This is a genomic window from Vagococcus sp. CY52-2 (assembly GCF_022655055.1).
In the GTDB taxonomy this organism is placed as follows: Bacteria; Bacillota; Bacilli; order Lactobacillales; family Vagococcaceae; genus Vagococcus.
Genome location: NZ_CP093384.1, coordinates 1,858,842 through 1,877,649 on the forward strand (window position 1 = coordinate 1,858,842; position 18,808 = coordinate 1,877,649).

Sequence of the window (18,808 nt, forward strand, 5' to 3'; positions counted from 1 at the left end):
AGTATCCCTCCAACCTACATAAGTTATTTACTTCTATTATACTATCATTAAATAGATAAAACTATCCAAACAAAAAACTAGATACTTGATGTTACCTAAGTATCTAGCAAATTATGTTATTTATATGCTGTTTCTACATCTTCCATCATGATTCTTGTTGACTCAATTCCACCTGCAGCTAAATACCAAACATCTGGTGTTAAACTAATCACTTTTCCTTCTTTGCCTGCTGTCGTTTCTTTTACTAAAGCATTTTCTGCTACATTATTTTTACTTGTATCCCCACCGATAGCTTTCGTACGGTCCACTACAAACAAAATATCTGGATTTTTTTCTAAAACATATTCATAGGATACTTCTTGTCCATGGGGAGACGGTTTTATGGTCTCATCTGCTGGTAACACACCAAAGCCTTCATAAACAATACCAAAACGTGATTCAGGTCCAAAAACTGATAATGATCCTTCATTCACTAGACTCATCAATCCTTTTTTACCACTTTCTTTTGCTGTTTTTTCTAATGCTTCACGTTGTTTATTTAATGCGTCGACTTTTTCTTTAGCCACATCTTCTTTATCAAATACTGTTCCTAATGTTTCAATATTCGTCATTGTCGATTCCCACGCTTTTTTACTATCTACAGCAAGATACAATGTTGGCGCGATTTTTTCTAATTCTTTTTGCATATCTTGTTGACGTCCAGAAATAATAATTAAATCTGGTTGCATAGCATTTATTTTTTCCATATCCGGTTCTTTAATACCACCTGATGATTCCACATTTTTGTAACTTGATAAATAACTAGGTAATGTTTTTAGTGGTGCACCTACAACAACGTCTGATTTTCCAAATTCTCTAATCGTATCTAATGCTCCCATATCAAACACAACCACTTTTTTAGGGTGTGACGCTAACTCTAATGCTTTTCCATTACTGTCTGTCACCTTAACAACTTCTTGTTTTTCACTGGAAGTGTTGGTTGTTGTATCGGATGTTTTGGATGTCCCACATGCCCCCAACATCACTAACCCTATTATGGCTAAACTAACTAAACGCCATTTTTTTAATCTCTTCATCCATCTATCTCCTTTTATCTATTCATTAAAATATAAACAAAATCGTTTTCCCTCTAATTCACACACACGCATGTTCATATCATATAAGTCATCTAATACTTCTTTTGTGATAATCTCAGCAGTTGGTCCTGCTTTAAATACCTTCCCAGATTTCATCGCCACAATGTTATCCGCATAACTCGCTGCAAAATTAATATCATGCAACACAATCACCACAGTCTTATTTGCTTCATCAACTAACCGACGAATAGTTTTCATCAACATAACAGCATGATTCATATCCAAATTATTTAGTGGCTCATCTAAAAAAATGTACTCTGTATCTTGAGCAAGCACCATCGCAATGTAAGCTCGTTGCAATTGACCACCCGATAATGTATCAATTGTATCACTTGCCAAATCATCTAATCCTAAATAAGACAAAGACTCATCTATTTTTTTTTCATCAATTTGTGTCAATCGACCCTTACTATGTGGAAATCGACCAAAGGCTACCAGTTCTCTAACTGTTAAACGTAACTGAATCCCATTTGCTTGTTTTAGTATTGATAACTTTTTAGCAAGTTCATGTTGATTCCACGCCTTCACCTCCTCTCCATCTAAATAAATGCCACCTTGATCTTTATCAAGAAGCCGACTCATCATACCTAATAGTGTACTTTTCCCAGCACCATTTGGCCCAATAAAAGCTGTCAACGTTTGTGGCACAATATCATAATCAACTGTATCAACCACACGTTTTTCACCATATTTTTTAACCACTTTTTCAATGTTCATTGTCGTGTTTTCCCCCTTTCAGAGAGCAATTTCCATATAAAGTACATGCCACCACTAAACTCAATCACAACACTCAACGTTGTGTTCATATGAAAGACATGTTCCACTAAAAACTGACCTAACACAAGCATTAATATACTAAGTAGAGCGGCTAATGTAAACAGCCAGTAATGTTTGTATACAGGCAACCATTGATACGTCATGTTAGCCACTATAAAACCTAAAAAAGTAATAGGACCAATTAAAGCAGTTGATAAAGCTACACTCAAACTAATTAAAACTAAAATAAACCAACGAAATTTTTGGACATTAACCCCTAAATTTATTGCCTGACAAGTCCCTAAATGAAAGACATCTAAAATAGGTGCTACTAACCAAAATAACAAAACAATTCCAATCACAATTGGAATGACAATATATAACAAAGACACGTCAACATTAGAAAAACTAGCAAATAATTTTCCTTGTAATTTATCGTATTCATTTGGATCCATTAATACTTGAAAAAACGTGCTAACACTTTTAAAAAATGTTCCTAAAACCATCCCTATCATGAGTAGTAAAAATAAATCTTGAGTTTCTTTCTTCAATAAAAAACCAAACAATGTAACACTAAAAATGACCATTAGGCTAACATTTACCGCAAACATTAATAAGGGATGTGATGGTGATTGACCAAAATAAAAGAATAAAATAGTTTGAACTAATACATACAATGAATCAAATCCTAAAATACTAGGCGTTAAAAAATGATTTTGTGTAATGGTTTGAAAACTAATAGTCGATAAACTGGTTAATAATCCCACTATAATAAAAGCTAGTAATTTTTTCCCTCTAATAGATAACGCAAATTGCCAATTACCATATGTTTGATAAGTCATAAAGAAAGCGATACTAATTAATACGATAATAACTAAGCAAATCACCCTTATATAAAGACTTTTTTGGCTCATCTCTTTGCCCCCTTAACAAGTAATACGACAAAGATGATACTCCCTAAAGCACCAACAATTAAACTAACAGGTATTTCATATGGCGGATAAACTACACGAGATAAAATATCTGCCATCACTAAAAAAATACTCCCCGTAATAGCCGTCAACCACAACGTCTCTTTCATATGATCACCTAGAAACACAGAAACAATATTTGGGATAATCACACCCAGAAATGGTAACCCTCCAATTGTAACCAAAATAACACTACTAGCAATAGAAATTAATAATAGACCGATTAAATGAACAAATCTATAATTCATACCAACAGAAATAGAGAACTCTTCTCCCATTCCCACAATCGTAAATTGATAAGCATACATATAACAAATCAAAAGAACTGGTACAGTGACATAAATCAATTCATAATTTCCTTTTGAAATAGTTGAAAAACTGCCTTGTAACCAAGATGTCATATTTTGAATCAACTGGTATTGATAAGCAAAAAAAATGACAATTGAACCAATAATATTTCCAAACATAACCCCTATAAGTGGTACCATCAATTGATTTTTTCCTGGTAGAACTCGTATTAATTGAATAAATACTATTGTACCTAAAAAAGCAAAAATAAAAGCAATAATAGACTTTGTCAAAATAGTGCCATTTGGAAAAAATAACATTGCCACTAACATACCTAGACGTGCACTATCCATTGTTCCAGCTGTCGTTGGAGACACGAATTTATTTTGAGTTAGATGTTGCATGATTAATCCTGAAACGCTAATTGTTGCTCCAGCTATGATTAAACTAATCGTTCTAGGAACACGCGTGGTCCATAACACTAGTGACTGCATTTCACTTAGCTGAAAGATATCTTGAATAGGAATGCTTTGAACACCAATAAATAAAGAAAATGTTGCTAGTAATAATAAACTAACTATCGGTATACATTTTTTCATCCAAAACCCTCCTAATTGATAATGATTTTCATTTACAGTTAATTTTATCCAAATTTTAACTTAATTGCAATATCTTTTCACAAATTTCCCATGAGATGATATGTTATACTAAAAGTAATTGGCCAATAAAGGAGTGAATAACGATGGGAACAGATATTCAAGACTATTTAGATAAAGGACTATATGGTAGTCCCAAATTAAAACCTGATGAACAAAGGAAGTTTCTAGGTACTTTTAGAGAAAGAGTTGTCTTTATTTTATCCTTGTCTGATTTAACCTCTGCTTCTTACGAAAATTTTGCAATCAGTCAATTTCAAAAATATCCTGGTGGGACATTGCTTGTTAATGCGTTATTAAAACCAGCTATTCAAAAACAGTTAATCCATCTCACACAAACCAATCACGTATCTCTAAAATTAGTGGACACAGAAAACACCCTATTAGCTGATCAAGCTATCGTGGTGGTTTATACTCTCAATCATGCTGTTAATAAAGAAAATATTGAATTACCCTTACAAACTAAATTTTCAAACACCACTCACGATATAAAAAAAGCACCGACTACAACAAAATCTGAAAGTTTTTTTAAGTCCTTATTTTCAAAAAAATAAGATATTAGTTGCTTTATAAAAAAAGTAGTGTTAATACTACTAACAATAATAAAAACGAAAGGATGATCATCATGATAGTAGCAAATCACACAAAAACATGGCAAAACTGGCAAATATGAAGTTGTGTGTATGCTACATTTGGCATAGATGAAACTTTTAGAGTACTTTCTAAAAGCATCTATGTCGGTGATTATCTTTAAAATAGATAAAAGACCACACCGTCAATACAAGGACGGTGTGGTCTTTTTTAGAAGTACTCTCTTAATGGAACAAGTAACAAAGTATTTAAATATAACTGTTTAAATATTTAAGTTAAACCAAACGTGATTTTAAAAAAAAATTCTTTAAAAAACTGTAAAATCCGTTTACTAGACAACGAATTTTACAGGATTTTTCATTTCAGAACACGCTTAATCCATTTTAAATGGTTAGTTGTGTAAGGTGGGTAAATAAACGGAGTATCTATTTTAGGGGAAGATAATATGGCTCGTTTATGTGAAAAAGTATCAAAACTATATTTTCCATGATAGTTTCCTATACCAGATTCTCCTACCCCACCAAAAGGCAAATGACCAGAGACAAGATGAAAAATGGTGTTATTAATACTAACACCACCTGATGAGGTATGAGATACTATTTTTTCTTGTTCCTTCTTATCTTGGCTAAATAAATAAAGTGCTAGCGGTTTAGGTCGAGTAGTTATCTGATGAATCACATCATCTAATGACTGATAAGAAATAATAGGTAAAAGTGGTCCAAAAATTTCATCGGTCATTAATGGTGATTCCCAAGTAGAATCATATAATGTCGGTTCAATATAGCAAGAATTAACATCATACATCCCACCACTAATTAGATCGGCTTTTGATTCTTCCATTAAACGAATCAGACGGTTTGTATGTCGTTCGTTGACAATTCGTGAAAAGCTTTTACTTTGTTTAATATTCCTTCCATAAAATCGTGTCACTGTTTTTTGACACTCATGAATAAATTGATTTTTAACGGATTCATGCACTACCACATAATCAGGGGCGACACATGTTTGTCCTGCATTCATCATTTTTCCATAGATAATCCGTCTTGCCGCTAACGAAACGTCAGCTTTTTCTGTAACAATGGTCGGACTTTTCCCTCCAAGTTCTAGCGTTACAGGGGTTAAATGATTTGATGCAGCTTTCATCACACTTTTTCCAACGGTGGTACTTCCTGTAAAAAAGATGTAATCAAATGGTTGAGCTAATAGTTCAATCGTGATTTCTTTTTCACCTAAAAAAATATCCACATAAGACGAAGGAAATAAATGATGAATCATTTTTTCTATCACTTGCGAAAAAGTTGGTACCAGTTCAGATGGTTTTAAAATAGCCGTATTACCTGCAGCTATCGCTCCTACTAATGGTTCTATTAGTAATTGAAATGGATAATTAAATGGACCAATAATCAAAGCGACACCATAAGGCTCACTAATAACTCGGCTTTTGGAAGGAAGTAAGAATAAAGGAGTTGGCTTTTTTTCTTCTTTCATCCATTTTTTTAATGACTTTTGAGTTGTACGAATACTATTTAAAACAAATCCTATTTCTGTCGCATAAGTCTCTAATGGATGTTTCCCTAAATCTTGTTGTAACGCTTCAATTATTTCTGTTTCATAAGATAATATAGCCAATCTTAATTTTTCTAATTGTTCTAGTCGAAAACTTAATTCTTTAGTTTGCTGTGAATAAAAAAAAGCACGTTGGTTTTGTAAGACTGCTTGAATCGTTTTAATCATCATTCTCATTCTCCTCATTTTATGATGCTTACTTACAGTGTACCAAATAAAAAAGAAAAAAACGAAAAACAGTTTTTTTCTTTAAACGTTATTTAATTATAGCTGACCATTTCTCTTTAAGCTATTTGCAATACCATCCTCATAGGCACTATCGGTAGAATTTAAATCACCTCATTTAAGAAATAAAAAAACACCAAACCAAAGTAGTTATTCTACAATGGATTGATGGTGCCTGATCGTATCAGTTACACTCCGTCTGTTTTATAAATAAACTACAATACCATTAGAAAGCGATTTAGAATATAAAAGATAAAAAAATCTAGACTTGAATCTAGATTTTTTTGAAGATAGTAGTTATTTTTTTAGTTCTGGATATAATAACAACAACACATCCATCGTGAGTCGTTGTCCTGCACCGGCATAAGGGTAAATATGCATATGCATTGCTGGGTTGAAATTTGCTTCAATAATCCCATACGTTTGTCCATCTTCCTTATTCCCATTGATTGAACTATCAGGAATAATTAAATCAATACCACATATTTTAGCTCCTAATGCTTCTACAGCAGACTCAGCTATCTGTTTATAATGTTCACTCATCTCTTCTGTCACATCTAGTGAATCGCCACCTGTACTGACATTTGAATTTTCACGAAGGTAGACACGTTGATTTTTTTCAGGAATGCTTGATTTAGTCAATTTTTGTTCTTTCAACATCAGCTGTTCAATATCACCTAACTGAATTTTTTCTAAAGGCGCTCTATGGTGCGTCCCACGTAGACTATCTTTATTTTTTTCAGCTACCAATTCTTCAACAGTATGTTCCCCATCACCAAGGACATTAGCTGGTGTTCGCAACATAACCGCACGTGTTTTTCCATCTAATACAAAGAAACGATATTCAGTACCTGGAAGAAATTCTTCAACTAAAATGCTATTGTCTTCACTAAATGCAATTCGAACCGCTTCATCATAATCTTCCTTTGTCGCACCATCTTTGAAAATAGAAATACCTAAACCATAATTCGTTGTTTTAGGTTTGACAACAATCGCACTATCTTTAAAAATCGGATAAGAAATAAGCGCCTCATCTACTGTTGAGAATTCTTTTCCTAAAGGAACATGAAATCCTGCTTTATCTAATACTTTTTTAGTGACTGTTTTATTCTCCATCATAAGAGGGACAACATAAGAATCACGACTCGTCATATTCGCATTTTTAACATACTCAACTTGCCCGTTTAATGATAACTTTAAAAACTGATCTGTTCTATCTAACACATCAACTTTGACACCTTTTTGTATCGCATCAAACATAAAAATTTGTGTTGATAATTCCATGTCTCGGTAACCAGCTAACTGATATGGTTTAGCAAATGCTTCATCATAATATAAATCAGCAAAATAACGACCTAAGTCTTCGTTTGTCCAACTTTTTTCTGCCATTAATTCTAACATTTGTCCTGCTAATGTTTTAGTCGGATAATCCATAACATGTTTCATTTCATTAAGTAACTCCGTACAGTCAAATGGTGTCGTTAATTGCTCGTTTAATTCGGTCATTTTTTCTAGCAACCAAGATCCTTCTTCATGTAAAAAGGTCTTATCTAAAGGATGCTCTAATGACACTTTATTGTTATACTCAGTTCCTAAATCTAACATATGAGTCGCATCTGTTGATTCTTCATCTAAGAACAATAGTGTTAGTAAGAACAAGTGCAAGAACCTCAATGTTTCTTTTGAAATACCAATACGTTCAAATGGATCTAAGTCAATATTTCGAATTTCAATATAACTTACACCACGAGTTAAAAGTTCCTCTACTTTATCACTGCCACGTAAACGAACAGACGAATAAAATTCTTTCGTTTCGATTAACTCACCCTTATCTACTAATTCTTCTAAATCAGATACATATTGATCAATTGTTTGATAGGACACAGCAATCTCTGGCCGATTTGTATAACCATACTCGCTATTTCTAATACTACGAACAGGTTGTTCTGGTTCTTTATCTGTAAAATATCTTTTATCAGCAAACGGACTTGCACCAAATAAATAGGTAATTAACCAACGATAGCGTAAATATTGACGAGATACTTTTAAGTAAACATCCGTTCTAAACGCCACAAAGTCAGTGTAATCTGTTTGCAATTGGAACAAACTCATTAATAAATCATGTGAGAACTCAAAATTATAATGAATACCACTCACCATTTGTTTTCTCTTACCATAGACTTTCGCTAAGTAACGACGGTAGTTAATATCTCCTTGATGTTCTAATTTTGCAATTTTAATATCACGATCATCTTCTGGTAAATCAGGTGGCATACTAATTGGCCACAATCTCTCGCCATCTTCCATCGAACGCATCACAACGTCATGTAAGGCTTCTAATTGCTCGATAGCACCTTGATCTGTATCAAACACTTGAGTGATTAATTCAGTTTGTGTTTCACTAAAATCAGTTTGGATGTATGGATGAAAACTACGACTTCCTAAAGAAGACGGATGATCAGTTGTTGCCAATTCACCATTAGCATCGACACGCTGACTTTCTTTTTCTAATCCTATTTTAAAACCAGAAAGAACGGATTGGATTCTTTCATCTGTTAAATATGTTTGTAAACTTTTCATTGTTATTGACCTTTTCCCTTTGTCATTTCTATGAAATATTATATCATTCTATGTTTTGAAACCATAATTTTTTGTTTATCCCACATAAAAAAGCCAGCCATCAAATGTGATGACTGACTATAACATTAAGCATTTGCTTTTGCATGTTTTCTCTTAAGTAATGTTCCTAAAACAAGGGCACTAATGAACGCTCCTAAAATAATGAATAATAGATACATTAATGGATTACTTACTAATGCAATAACGAAGATACCACCATGTGGCGCCATTAATTTAATTCCTAATGACCCAACTAAACCACCTGTAACAGCAGCTCCAATCACAAAACTTGGAATCATACGTAATGGGTCAGATGCAGCAAATGGAATAGCTCCTTCAGTTATAAATGAGAATCCCATGATTAAGTTTGGTAATGCTGATTCTTGTTCTTTTTTAGTAAATTGATTTTTAAATAACATAATCGCAATAAAGATTGCTAACGGTGGAACCATACCACCCGCCATAACGGATGCCATCACCACACTACCACCACTTTCAACAGTTGCTGCAAGTGTTCCTGTACCAAATAAGTAAGCTGCTTTGTTGATTGGTCCACCCATATCAATAACCATCATACTTGCAAGTAACGCTCCTAATAACGCCGCATTTCCACCTGAAAGGTTAGCTAAGAAGTTATTCAATCCATTATTAATAGCAGACATTGGAATATTAATAAATAACATTAAAAATCCGGTAATCAATAACCCAAACACTGGATAGAACAAGATAGATTTAATCCCATCTAATGCTTTTGGTAAGCCTTTAAAGATATATTTCAAGAAAACAATTACATAACCGGCAAGGAAACCACCAACTAAAGCTCCCAAGAAACCTGAAGGAATAGTGTCAGTTAATTGACCAAATGCCACCCCACTTGCTGACATAGCACCTGCAGCAAAACCAACAACCAAACCTGGTCGATCAGCAATACTTGACGCAATAAATCCAGCTAAAACTGGTAACATGAAACCAAATGCAGTGTCCCCAATAGTTTTAAAGTAAGCCGCAATTGGATGATACGTCCCTAATTGACTTAATTGATTTTGTGGCACACCCATCATTTGGTCGATTAGGAAGGCTAAAGCAATCGCAATCCCACCACCGATAACAAATGGTAACATGTGACTAACACCGTTCATTAAATCTTTGTAGATTTTAGCTCCAACTGAACCTGACGTTGTTTCTTCGCTGGATTCTTCATTTCTACTTGATGAGTGGTGATAAACAGAGGCACTACCGTCAGTTGCTAAACGAAGTAATTCTTCTGTTTTCTTGATTCCATCACTTACTGGACGGTTAACTAATTTTTTACCTTCAAAACGAGCCATTTCAACATTTTTGTCAGCTGCGACAATAACACCTGTTGCTCTTGCGATTTCTTCATCAGTTAATTTGTGTTTAACCCCTTCAGAACCGTTTGTCTCAACTTTAATGTTAATACCCATTTCTTTTGCTTTGTTTTTCAATGCATCTTCTGCCATATAAGTATGAGCAATACCTGTTGGACAAGCAGTAACAGCCACAACAAATGGGGCATCTTCTACTTCTTCAACGACTTCTTTTTCTTCTTCGTCTAATTTTTTCTCTGCTTTATCAACAATTGATAATACTTCATCAGGTGTATTGGCTTCTTTCAAATCAGCAATCATTCCTGGATTTAGTAATAAACGAGAAAGACTAGCTAATGCTTGTAAATGGGTATCATTTGCGCCTTCTGGAGCCGCAATCATAAAGAATAAATAAGTTGGTTGCCCATCTAATGCTTCATAATCTAAGCCTGCTTTGCTTCTAGCGAATAAAACAGTTGGTTTAACTACCGCTTTATTTTTAGCATGAGGCATGGCGATTCCGTCACCTAAACCTGTTGTTGTTTGTGCTTCTCTAGCTAGAATCCCTTCTTCAAACACTTCTTTATCATCAATACGGCCTGTTTCATACAATTTGTTTACCATCTCTGTGATGGCACTTTTTTTATCAGTGGCTTTTAAGTCCAAGATCATACAATCTTTAACTAACAAGTCATTAATTTTCATTTTATTTCCCCCTAGTATTCTTTTAAAACGTCAATTTCAACACGTGATAACTGGTGTTTAATTTCTTCAGCTGTCGCTAAATCGGCACTAAATGCTGTCGCGCTTCCACACGCAATCCCTGTTTTAAATGCCTCTACAGCATCACTACCTTGACTTAGCTGACTAACAAACCCTGCAACAACAGAATCTCCTGATCCTACTGAATTAACTAATGTTCCTGTTAATCCTTTGGCACGATAAATACCTGTTCCATTAAATAAGACAGCTCCATTGGCACCCATTGAGATAATCACATTTCTAGCACCTTGTTGAACTAATTTTTCCCCGTAAGGCAACATGTCTTCAAATGTTTTAAACTCAACATTGTATAAATCGGCTAATTCATGTTCGTTTGGCTTAATTAATGATGGTTTGTACTGTAATACATCGAACAGACTAGCATCACTAATATCTACTACAAATGGAACATTTTGTTCATGTGCCATTTTTGATAATGTGACATAAATATCTTTTGGCACGCCCATTGGTAAGCTGCCTGATAAAATCAACCAATCTTCTGGTGTTAAACTACTGATTTGGACATTCAAATCATCTAAATCTTCTTGTTTAATAGAAGGTCCTAAACCATTAATCTCAGTCTCTTCTTCACCTTTTAATTTGATGTTAATTCGTGTGTCACCTGATACATGGATAAAGTTATTTTGCAGACCATGATTGATTAACTGCTCTTCAATAAATTTACCTGTAAACCCACCAATAAAACCAAGATTTTGAGATTGGACACCTAGTTGTGACAATACTCTTGAGACATTAATTCCTTTACCACCTGGAAATTTGTACTCTTTCGTCGTTTTATTCAACTTACCTTCTTCAAATCCTGGTACGCTAATCACATAGTCAATAGCTGGATTTAATGTTAATGCATAAATCATTTTATTACCTCCTTTATTGTTGCAACCCCTTGATACCGTGAGCGTTGTTTCTTTGTTAACTGATTCGTTATGATAATCCCTGTATCAATTGACTCGATTTGAGAAAAATTTAGCTTATCAAACTTTGTATCATCAACTAAAAAATAAACTTGTTGTGCTTGATGAATCGCTGTTCGTTTCATCATGGCTTCTTCTGGGTCAGCTGTCGTTAATCCATAAACTGGGTGAACGCCATTCGCACCCATGAAAGCCTTATCAAAAAAATACCGTTTCAATTGCTCGCCACCAAGCTGACTCACTGATGCTGTTGTGTTCTTTCTAATATTTCCACCGATTATAATCGTGTCGAAACCTAAATCAGTCGAAACGCACGCATGATGCACGGAATTTGTTACGATTGACACATTTTTTACTTTTATAAGTGATAATAATTCCAAGGTTGTCGTGCCAGCATCAATATAAACAACATCGCCTTCTTTTATTAATGATGCCGCATACTGAACAATTTCTTGTTTCTTTTGAACGTTTCTGAAAGATTTTTCCTTCATCGTTAATTCTGGTTCTAAACGAAATGTTAACTTTGCCCCACCGTGAATTCGGATTAGCCAACCTTCTGCCTCTAATTCCTGTAAATCTCGACGAATTGTGGATTCAGACACCCCAAGTTCTTCAATTAATTCTCGAACTTTTATGACCTTTTTTGCTTTTAATTCATCTAAAATTTTTTCTTGTCTTTCTTCAGTCAACATAACTCTCACTCCATACCTGTATTATACAATCAAAAACCGTCAAAATCAATCAAAAACCGTCAAAAAAATCCATAAAAAAGAAGAGGTTTCCCTCTTCTTTTTTATTACATGTTATCTGGTGATTGAATACCAAGTAAACGCAATCCTTCTTTAAGTACAACGGATACTGAATAGACTAAAGCAAGGCGTGCATCTTTTTGACTGTTATCTTCTAAGATTTTTGTTTTTGAATAATACTTATTAAATTTTTGAGCTAAATCGATCACGTATTTAGCCACTACAGAAGGCTCATATTTACGATAAGCTTCTTGTACTTTATTTGGGAAATTATATAAAGCTTTCACAACTTCCCATGATTCATCATCTGATAGTGAGTAATTTGCCTCACTAGTTGGAGCGATCCAGTCGGCTTTTCTTAAAATACTTTCACATCTTGAACGAGTATACTGGACGTATGGTCCTGTTTCTCCCTCAAACTGGATAATATGGTCTAGGTTGAAGTCAAAATTATTTAGACGATCATTTTTAAGGTCATGGAACACAACTGCCCCAACACCCACTTGATGTGCTACTTCTTCTTTGTTTTCTAATGTTGGATTCTTTTCATTGATAATGTTTTGTGTTGCATTAATGGCTTCATTCAACACTTCTTCCAACAGAATAACATTTCCTTTACGTGTCGATAACTTTTTACCATTTGATGTAATCAAGCCAAATGGAATATGTTTAATGTCATCTGACCACTCGTAACCCATCTCTTTTAGCACAGCTTTTAATTGTTTAAAATGAATAGATTGCTCGTTTCCTACAACATAAATTGATTCGTCGAAATCATAATTTTCTTTACGATACATAGCTGCCGCTAAATCACGTGTAATATAAAGTGTTGCGCCGTCTGATTTTCTAATCAACGCTGGATTCAAGTCATATTTTTCAAGATTTACAATATCTGCACCATCATCAGAAACTAATAATTCTTTCTCAAGTAACCTATCTATAACTGGTTGCATTTTATCATTGTAGAAGGCTTCACCATTATATGAATCAAACTCAATCCCTAACATATCATATACTTTTTGGAATTCTTTTAGTGATTCTTCACGGAACCATGTCCATAATTCGATAGCTTCAGTATCACCATCTTCTAGCTTTTTAAACCATTCACGTGCTTGGTCATCAAGTTCAGGGTATTTTTCGGCTTCTTCATGGAAATGAACATATAAAGCAAGTAACTCACTAATTGGGTTTTCTTTGACTTTTGCTTCGTCTCCCCATTTTTTATAAGCCACAATTAATTTACCAAATTGTGTTCCCCAGTCACCAACGTGATTGATTTTAACAGGTGTATAACCCACTTTGTCAGCTAATTCGGCTAATGAATTTCCAATAACTGTTGAACGTAAATGCCCCATTGACATTGGTTTCGCAATATTTGGTGAAGACATATCAATGACAACATTTTTCTCTTGACCCAAAGTTGAATCACCATAATGATTTTTTTCAGATACTACTTCATTTAACACTGCGTTACTCACTTCTGATTTTTTAAGGAAGAAGTTGATATACCCTCCCATTGGAGTAATTTGTTCGTAATTTTTTGTGTCAATTTCTTTTGATAATTCTTCTGCAATGACATTTGGTGCTTTCCTTTGAATTTTAGATAAAGAAAACACTGGGAAAGAATAATCCCCATGGCTACTCATTTTAGGTTTTTCAATTAGGTTTAAGATTTCCTCATAACTCAATTGCTCACCTAGTACTGCTGCTAAATCTTTAGCAATCATTTCTTTAAAATCCATAAATAAACCCCCTCGTTTTAATAAAAAAACGTCTCCTATTAAGTTAATATCTTAATAGGAGACGTCATAAATATTCATAAATCAAGTTTTTTATTCAATATAGTATCCTTAAAAACAGTCTACGATTCGATTGACTAAAACTTATTTTATTATCATTTATAGTTATTAATGAACATCATTCCTACTGTGTTCATTGTATCAAGAATTATCATAAAAATCTAACTAAAAATAAGCATTGCCCCAATTAAAATAATTAGATTTATAATCGTCATAATTATCAATGGTTTTGTTATAAATTTCACCCAAGTTGCATAATTAACTTTAGAGATTTCCAATCCTCCCATAACAACACCTGATGTTGGTGTGATTAAGTTAACCAACCCACACCCTGAAGCAAAAATCATTACCATAACATCTGGGCTTAATCCAACTTCTTTAGCTAACGCTCCCATAACTGGAATTGATACATACGCTAATCCTGAGGTAGATGGAATAAGGAATGACAAGAATAAGTACAATACAAATGCCCCAATGACAAATAATACTGGAGATAAATCTTTTAACATATTTGCCGCACGGTCTAAAATTAATAAATCTAGGTGGGTAGTAGACATCAATACTGACGCTCCACGAGCAACAACGATGATTAATACAACAGATAACATGTCTGCACACCCTGCAACAAATTCGTTAACAATATCTTTTTCTGGAATTTTATTAACAACAGCAATGATGACTGCCATAATAAAGAACCACATTGCCAAATCACCAAAGTACCATTCACCAAAACTATTACCTGTAAGAACCGCTGTCCAACCATCAAAAATCTTAATACCAAAGTCTTGCCAAGGAATTAATGATACAATCATGACAACAAACGTTACAGCAAATAACATCAAAACAGTTTTATGTTTTTTGGTAAATTCTAATTCAGTAGTTCCTTTTTGACCATAAGTTTCTTCCATTTCTTCTCGTTCTTGAAGAGATAAAATGGAAGAACCTTTATCTGCTTTTACTTTTTTCGCATAACCAGTCACAATATAGATAGAAAACGCAGTAGTTGTAATCCACAAAACAGTACCCACGCCTAGGATAACACCGACATTCGGTTGAATGCCTATCCCTTTTAACGCATCCATCGCTGTACCGGTTGAGAATGGGTTGACAGTTGATCCAATTACTCCTGAGCCAGATCCTAAAAGAATCGTTCCTACTGTCACAATGGAGTCAAACCCCGAAGCAACCATCGTTGCTCCAAGCAAAGCATAAAATGGAATCGTTTCTTCACTCATACCATAAGTTGATCCACCGATTGAGAATAATATCATCAAAATAACAATAATAACGATTTCATTACCTTTTAATTTTTTTACAACATTTTGAATTCCGGCTTCAAGAGCCCCTGTTGATGTTACAATATTTAAAAAACCACCCAATACTAAAATAAACACGCAAATGTCAATTGCTTCTTTAAATCCATTAAATGGTGCCATGACAACATCTGACACTGTTGCCCCAACAACATGATCAATCATTTCTTTTCCGCCATCAATCATTTGTGGCGTAAATGTTTGGCCATTTAATAACTTTGTGATAATACCTAATACAATGATAATAATAAACAAAATACTAAATGAAGTTAGTTGTTTTTTTTGCTTTTTCTGTTTTGTCTCAGCCATGTCTTTTTATGTATAACAGCTTGTCGTTGTTATACCTCTCCTCTCCATAAATTATTATTAATCGGTTAGAATCTTTTTGAAGAAATCAATATCTAAGAAACTAAAATACTTTCTGTTATATTTTATTTTTTTTTCTTTTATCAATTGTTTAATGACACCACTGGCTGTTTCTCTGGTCGTTCCACTTGACTTTGCTATATCACTAATTGTAATAGGATAAGGAACAGTCACTATTTTTATAGGGTACTGAACCTCACCTAAATTTTTAAAAATAATAGCCAGTGTAGTAACTACTCTGTAATACGAATTACTCATGTTACTTTTTTGTACCTTAATTATTTGAAGTTTCATAATTTCTGATTGATCATTTACTAATTGGATAAGTTGCGAACTATTTTTCCCAATAATCTCTTCATAAGTTTTAGTTGGAATCAAGACAATATCAATATCTGAATAGGCGACACAGGACAAAAAATATTTTGCATCACTAAATAAACCAATCTTAGGGATTATGGTTTTAGGCTTCACAAAATCTAAACAAGAAAAAGAATCTGTGTTATCTATTTTTTCTAACCGTATAACACCTGATTTTAAGAAGAAAACATGATTACGTTCATCGCCTGGATAAAATAAAACTTGTCCTTTTTTATAATGGCGAACTAAACAGACATCATTTAATTTCGTTATATCTTGTGCTGATAAGTATTGAAATTCTCTATATTGCGTACTAATTTCTTTTTCTACACTCATCTAACCAACCTTTACAAATATTATAGTGTAACGATTGTTCCGACAGAATTTGATCCATTAAACTCGCCTAAGCATTCTAATGAGGTAATCACTGCTTGTTTACCTGGATTATTTTTTGCAAATTGAATAGCCGCTTCAATTTTTGGTAACATACTACCCGGTGCAAAATGACCTTCTAATTTGTATTTTTCTAAATCAGCAACAGTGACATTCGTTAATTTTTCTTCATTTTCTTTACCATAGTTAATATAAACATTATCGACACCTGTCAAAATAACAAACATGTCAGCTTCGACAAGATGTGCTAATTTTTCTGATGCAAAATCTTTATCGATAACTGCTTCAACTCCTTTTAAGTTGCTTCCAACAACTGGAATTCCTCCACCACCACAAGAAATTGTGATAACATCATTATTTACTAAAGTGTTGATTGAGTCTGCTTCACAAATATCAATAGGTTTCGGACTAGCAACCACTTTACGCCAACCTCTACCAGCATCTTCTTTGAATACTGAACCAGTTTTTTCCTCTTCTTCTTTTGCTTGTTCTTCTGTTAAGAAGGGGCCAATTGGTTTTGTTGGGTTTTTAAATGCTGGATCATTTTCATCTACAACAACTTGAGTTAATAATGCTGCCACATCTTTTTGAATATTTGCATCTCTTAATTCATTTGCCATAGCATTTGACAACCAATATCCAATACTTCCTTGAGTCATTGCCACACATGTATCAAGTGGTAATGCAGGATTACTTGGTGAATCTGCTGCTTGTTGTTGTAATAACAGATTTCCTACTTGTGGACCATTACCATGTGAGATAATTAATTTAAAACCTTGCTTAACTAAAGCTACTAGGTATTTTGATGTTTGAATCAATGCTTGTTGTTGTGCTTGTGCACTAGCATCATCGGATAGAATCGCATTGCCTCCTAAAGCTACAACGATTTTTTGTTCCATAAAGAAAAACTCCTCTCCATCAATTAAATTTACTTTTAAAAAAAGCAGCATGTAAAACATGCTGCTTAAACGTTTTTTATACTCGTGGTATGAATAGATTACCTAGAGTAGCAGCCATAATAGCTTTAATTGAATGCATTCTATTTTCTGCTTCTTCAAATTGACGTCCATATTTACTTCTGAATACTTCGTCAGTAATCTCCATCTCAGAGATTCCAAATTTTTCTGCAACCATCTGTCCATATTCAGTTTCTGTGTCATGGAATGCTGGTAAACAATGAAGAACAATTAATTCACCATCTGTATTACCTGTTTTATTTACCATATCCATATTAATTTGGTATGGAGTTAATAAGTTAACACGTTCTTCAAACTTATCTTCTTCACCCATAGATACCCATACGTCTGTGTATAAAACATTCGCATCTTTTACTGCTTTATCTACGTCATCAGTAATCATTAATTGACTTCCTGATTTTTCAGCAAATTTCGTTGCATAGTTTACCACATCATCAGCTGGGAATAATGATTCTGGTGCACAGATTCTTACGTTAACACCTAAGATAGCTCCAGTTACTAATAAACTGTTTGCCATGTTGTTACGTCCGTCTCCAACATATACTAATGTTATACCTTCTAAACGACCGAAATTTTCTTTTATTGTCATAAAATCTGCGATCATTTGTGTAGGATGCCATTCATCTGTTAAACCGTTCCATACTGGGACACCAGAATATTTAGCTAGTCCTTCTACTACTTCTTGGCTAAAACCACGAAATTCGATTCCATCGAACATGCTTCCTAAAACAATTGCCGTATCTTCAACTGATTCTTTTTTACCTAATTGAATATCATTTTTTCCTAAATACTCAGGATGAGCCCCTAAATCAATTGCAGCTGTTGTAAACGCCGATCTAGTTCTTGTTGAAGTTTTTTCAAATAATAATGCAATATTTTTTCCTTCTAAGTAATGATGAGGGATATTACGTTTTTTCAAATCTTTTAAATGAATTCCAAAGTCAATTAGATATTCTAATTCTGCTTTCGTAAAGTCCTTTTCAGCTAATAAGCTACGTCCTTGAAATACTGATGATGTCATTTT

The 18,808-nt window shown here is 33.8% G+C and carries 15 protein-coding genes; 1 reads left to right on the forward strand and 14 read right to left on the reverse strand.

What is annotated here, in order from left to right:
• Nucleotides 1-116 precede the first annotated feature (116 nt).
• From MN187_RS08970 to MN187_RS08985, 4 genes are read right to left on the reverse strand one after another with little or no spacing between them, the layout of a single operon-like run.
• Nucleotides 117-1,076, reverse strand: coding sequence for a siderophore ABC transporter substrate-binding protein (locus MN187_RS08970; RefSeq protein WP_117973606.1), 960 nt, complete (start codon nucleotides 1,074-1,076; stop codon nucleotides 117-119).
• A gap of 18 nt (nucleotides 1,077-1,094) precedes the next feature.
• Nucleotides 1,095-1,853, reverse strand: coding sequence for an iron ABC transporter ATP-binding protein (locus MN187_RS08975; protein ID WP_117973608.1), 759 nt, complete (start codon nucleotides 1,851-1,853; stop codon nucleotides 1,095-1,097).
• Nucleotides 1,850-2,806 (reverse strand): iron chelate uptake ABC transporter family permease subunit, encoded by a 957-nt coding sequence (locus MN187_RS08980; protein WP_117973611.1) that lies wholly within the window; start codon nucleotides 2,804-2,806, stop codon nucleotides 1,850-1,852. Before MN187_RS08980 ends, MN187_RS08975 begins: the two co-directional genes overlap by 4 nt.
• Complete coding sequence (locus tag MN187_RS08985) at nucleotides 2,803-3,750, reverse strand: ABC transporter permease (protein WP_242093873.1); 948 nt, start codon at nucleotides 3,748-3,750, stop codon at nucleotides 2,803-2,805. The genes MN187_RS08980 and MN187_RS08985 overlap by 4 nt, the downstream gene beginning before the upstream one ends.
• A 143-nt stretch (nucleotides 3,751-3,893) precedes the next feature.
• On the opposite strand from MN187_RS08985, the gene MN187_RS08990 reads away from it, so the two are divergent.
• Complete coding sequence (locus MN187_RS08990; RefSeq protein WP_242093875.1) at nucleotides 3,894-4,361, forward strand: DUF1694 domain-containing protein; 468 nt, start codon at nucleotides 3,894-3,896, stop codon at nucleotides 4,359-4,361.
• 394 nt (nucleotides 4,362-4,755) lie between these two features.
• On the opposite strand, the gene MN187_RS08995 is transcribed toward MN187_RS08990, so the two are convergent.
• The 10 genes from MN187_RS08995 to argF all read right to left on the reverse strand — a co-directional run bounded on the left by MN187_RS08995 (nucleotide 4,756) and on the right by argF (nucleotide 18,805).
• A complete protein-coding gene (locus MN187_RS08995) occupies nucleotides 4,756-6,135 on the reverse strand; it encodes an aldehyde dehydrogenase (RefSeq protein ID WP_242093877.1) in 1,380 nt (459 codons plus the stop codon).
• Between the two features lie 351 nt (nucleotides 6,136-6,486).
• The gene (gene gshAB, locus MN187_RS09000; protein WP_117973619.1) at nucleotides 6,487-8,769 is read right to left on the reverse strand and encodes a bifunctional glutamate--cysteine ligase GshA/glutathione synthetase GshB; all 2,283 of its coding nucleotides are present in this window, start codon (nucleotides 8,767-8,769) and stop codon (nucleotides 6,487-6,489) included.
• Nucleotides 8,770-8,894: 125 nt separating this feature from the next.
• Nucleotides 8,895-10,841, reverse strand: a complete 1,947-nt coding sequence (locus tag MN187_RS09005) for a PTS fructose transporter subunit IIABC (RefSeq protein ID WP_241699539.1) — start codon at nucleotides 10,839-10,841, stop codon at nucleotides 8,895-8,897.
• An 11-nt stretch (nucleotides 10,842-10,852) separates the two neighbouring features.
• Entirely contained in the window at nucleotides 10,853-11,773 is a 921-nt protein-coding gene (gene pfkB / locus MN187_RS09010) for a 1-phosphofructokinase (RefSeq protein ID WP_117973623.1), read from the reverse strand.
• The gene (locus MN187_RS09015) at nucleotides 11,770-12,522 is read right to left on the reverse strand and encodes a DeoR/GlpR family DNA-binding transcription regulator (RefSeq protein ID WP_117973625.1); all 753 of its coding nucleotides are present in this window, start codon (nucleotides 12,520-12,522) and stop codon (nucleotides 11,770-11,772) included. The genes pfkB and MN187_RS09015 overlap by 4 nt, the downstream gene beginning before the upstream one ends.
• Before the next feature lie 104 nt (nucleotides 12,523-12,626).
• Nucleotides 12,627-14,321, reverse strand: coding sequence for an arginine--tRNA ligase (gene argS, locus MN187_RS09020; RefSeq protein WP_117973627.1), 1,695 nt, complete (start codon nucleotides 14,319-14,321; stop codon nucleotides 12,627-12,629).
• Between the two features lie 218 nt (nucleotides 14,322-14,539).
• Nucleotides 14,540-16,000 carry a YfcC family protein gene (locus MN187_RS09025; protein WP_117973629.1) on the reverse strand — a complete coding sequence of 487 codons (1,461 nt, stop codon included), beginning with the start codon at nucleotides 15,998-16,000 and terminating at the stop codon, nucleotides 14,540-14,542.
• Nucleotides 16,001-16,057: 57 nt separating this feature from the next.
• Entirely contained in the window at nucleotides 16,058-16,750 is a 693-nt protein-coding gene (locus MN187_RS09030; RefSeq protein ID WP_117973631.1) for a Crp/Fnr family transcriptional regulator, read from the reverse strand.
• Between the two features lie 20 nt (nucleotides 16,751-16,770).
• The gene (gene arcC, locus MN187_RS09035; protein WP_117973633.1) at nucleotides 16,771-17,706 is read right to left on the reverse strand and encodes a carbamate kinase; all 936 of its coding nucleotides are present in this window, start codon (nucleotides 17,704-17,706) and stop codon (nucleotides 16,771-16,773) included.
• A 76-nt stretch (nucleotides 17,707-17,782) separates the two neighbouring features.
• On the reverse strand, nucleotides 17,783-18,805 hold the full coding sequence (gene argF / locus MN187_RS09040; RefSeq protein WP_117973635.1) for an ornithine carbamoyltransferase: 1,023 nt from the start codon (nucleotides 18,803-18,805) through the stop codon (nucleotides 17,783-17,785).
• Nucleotides 18,806-18,808 lie beyond the last annotated feature (3 nt).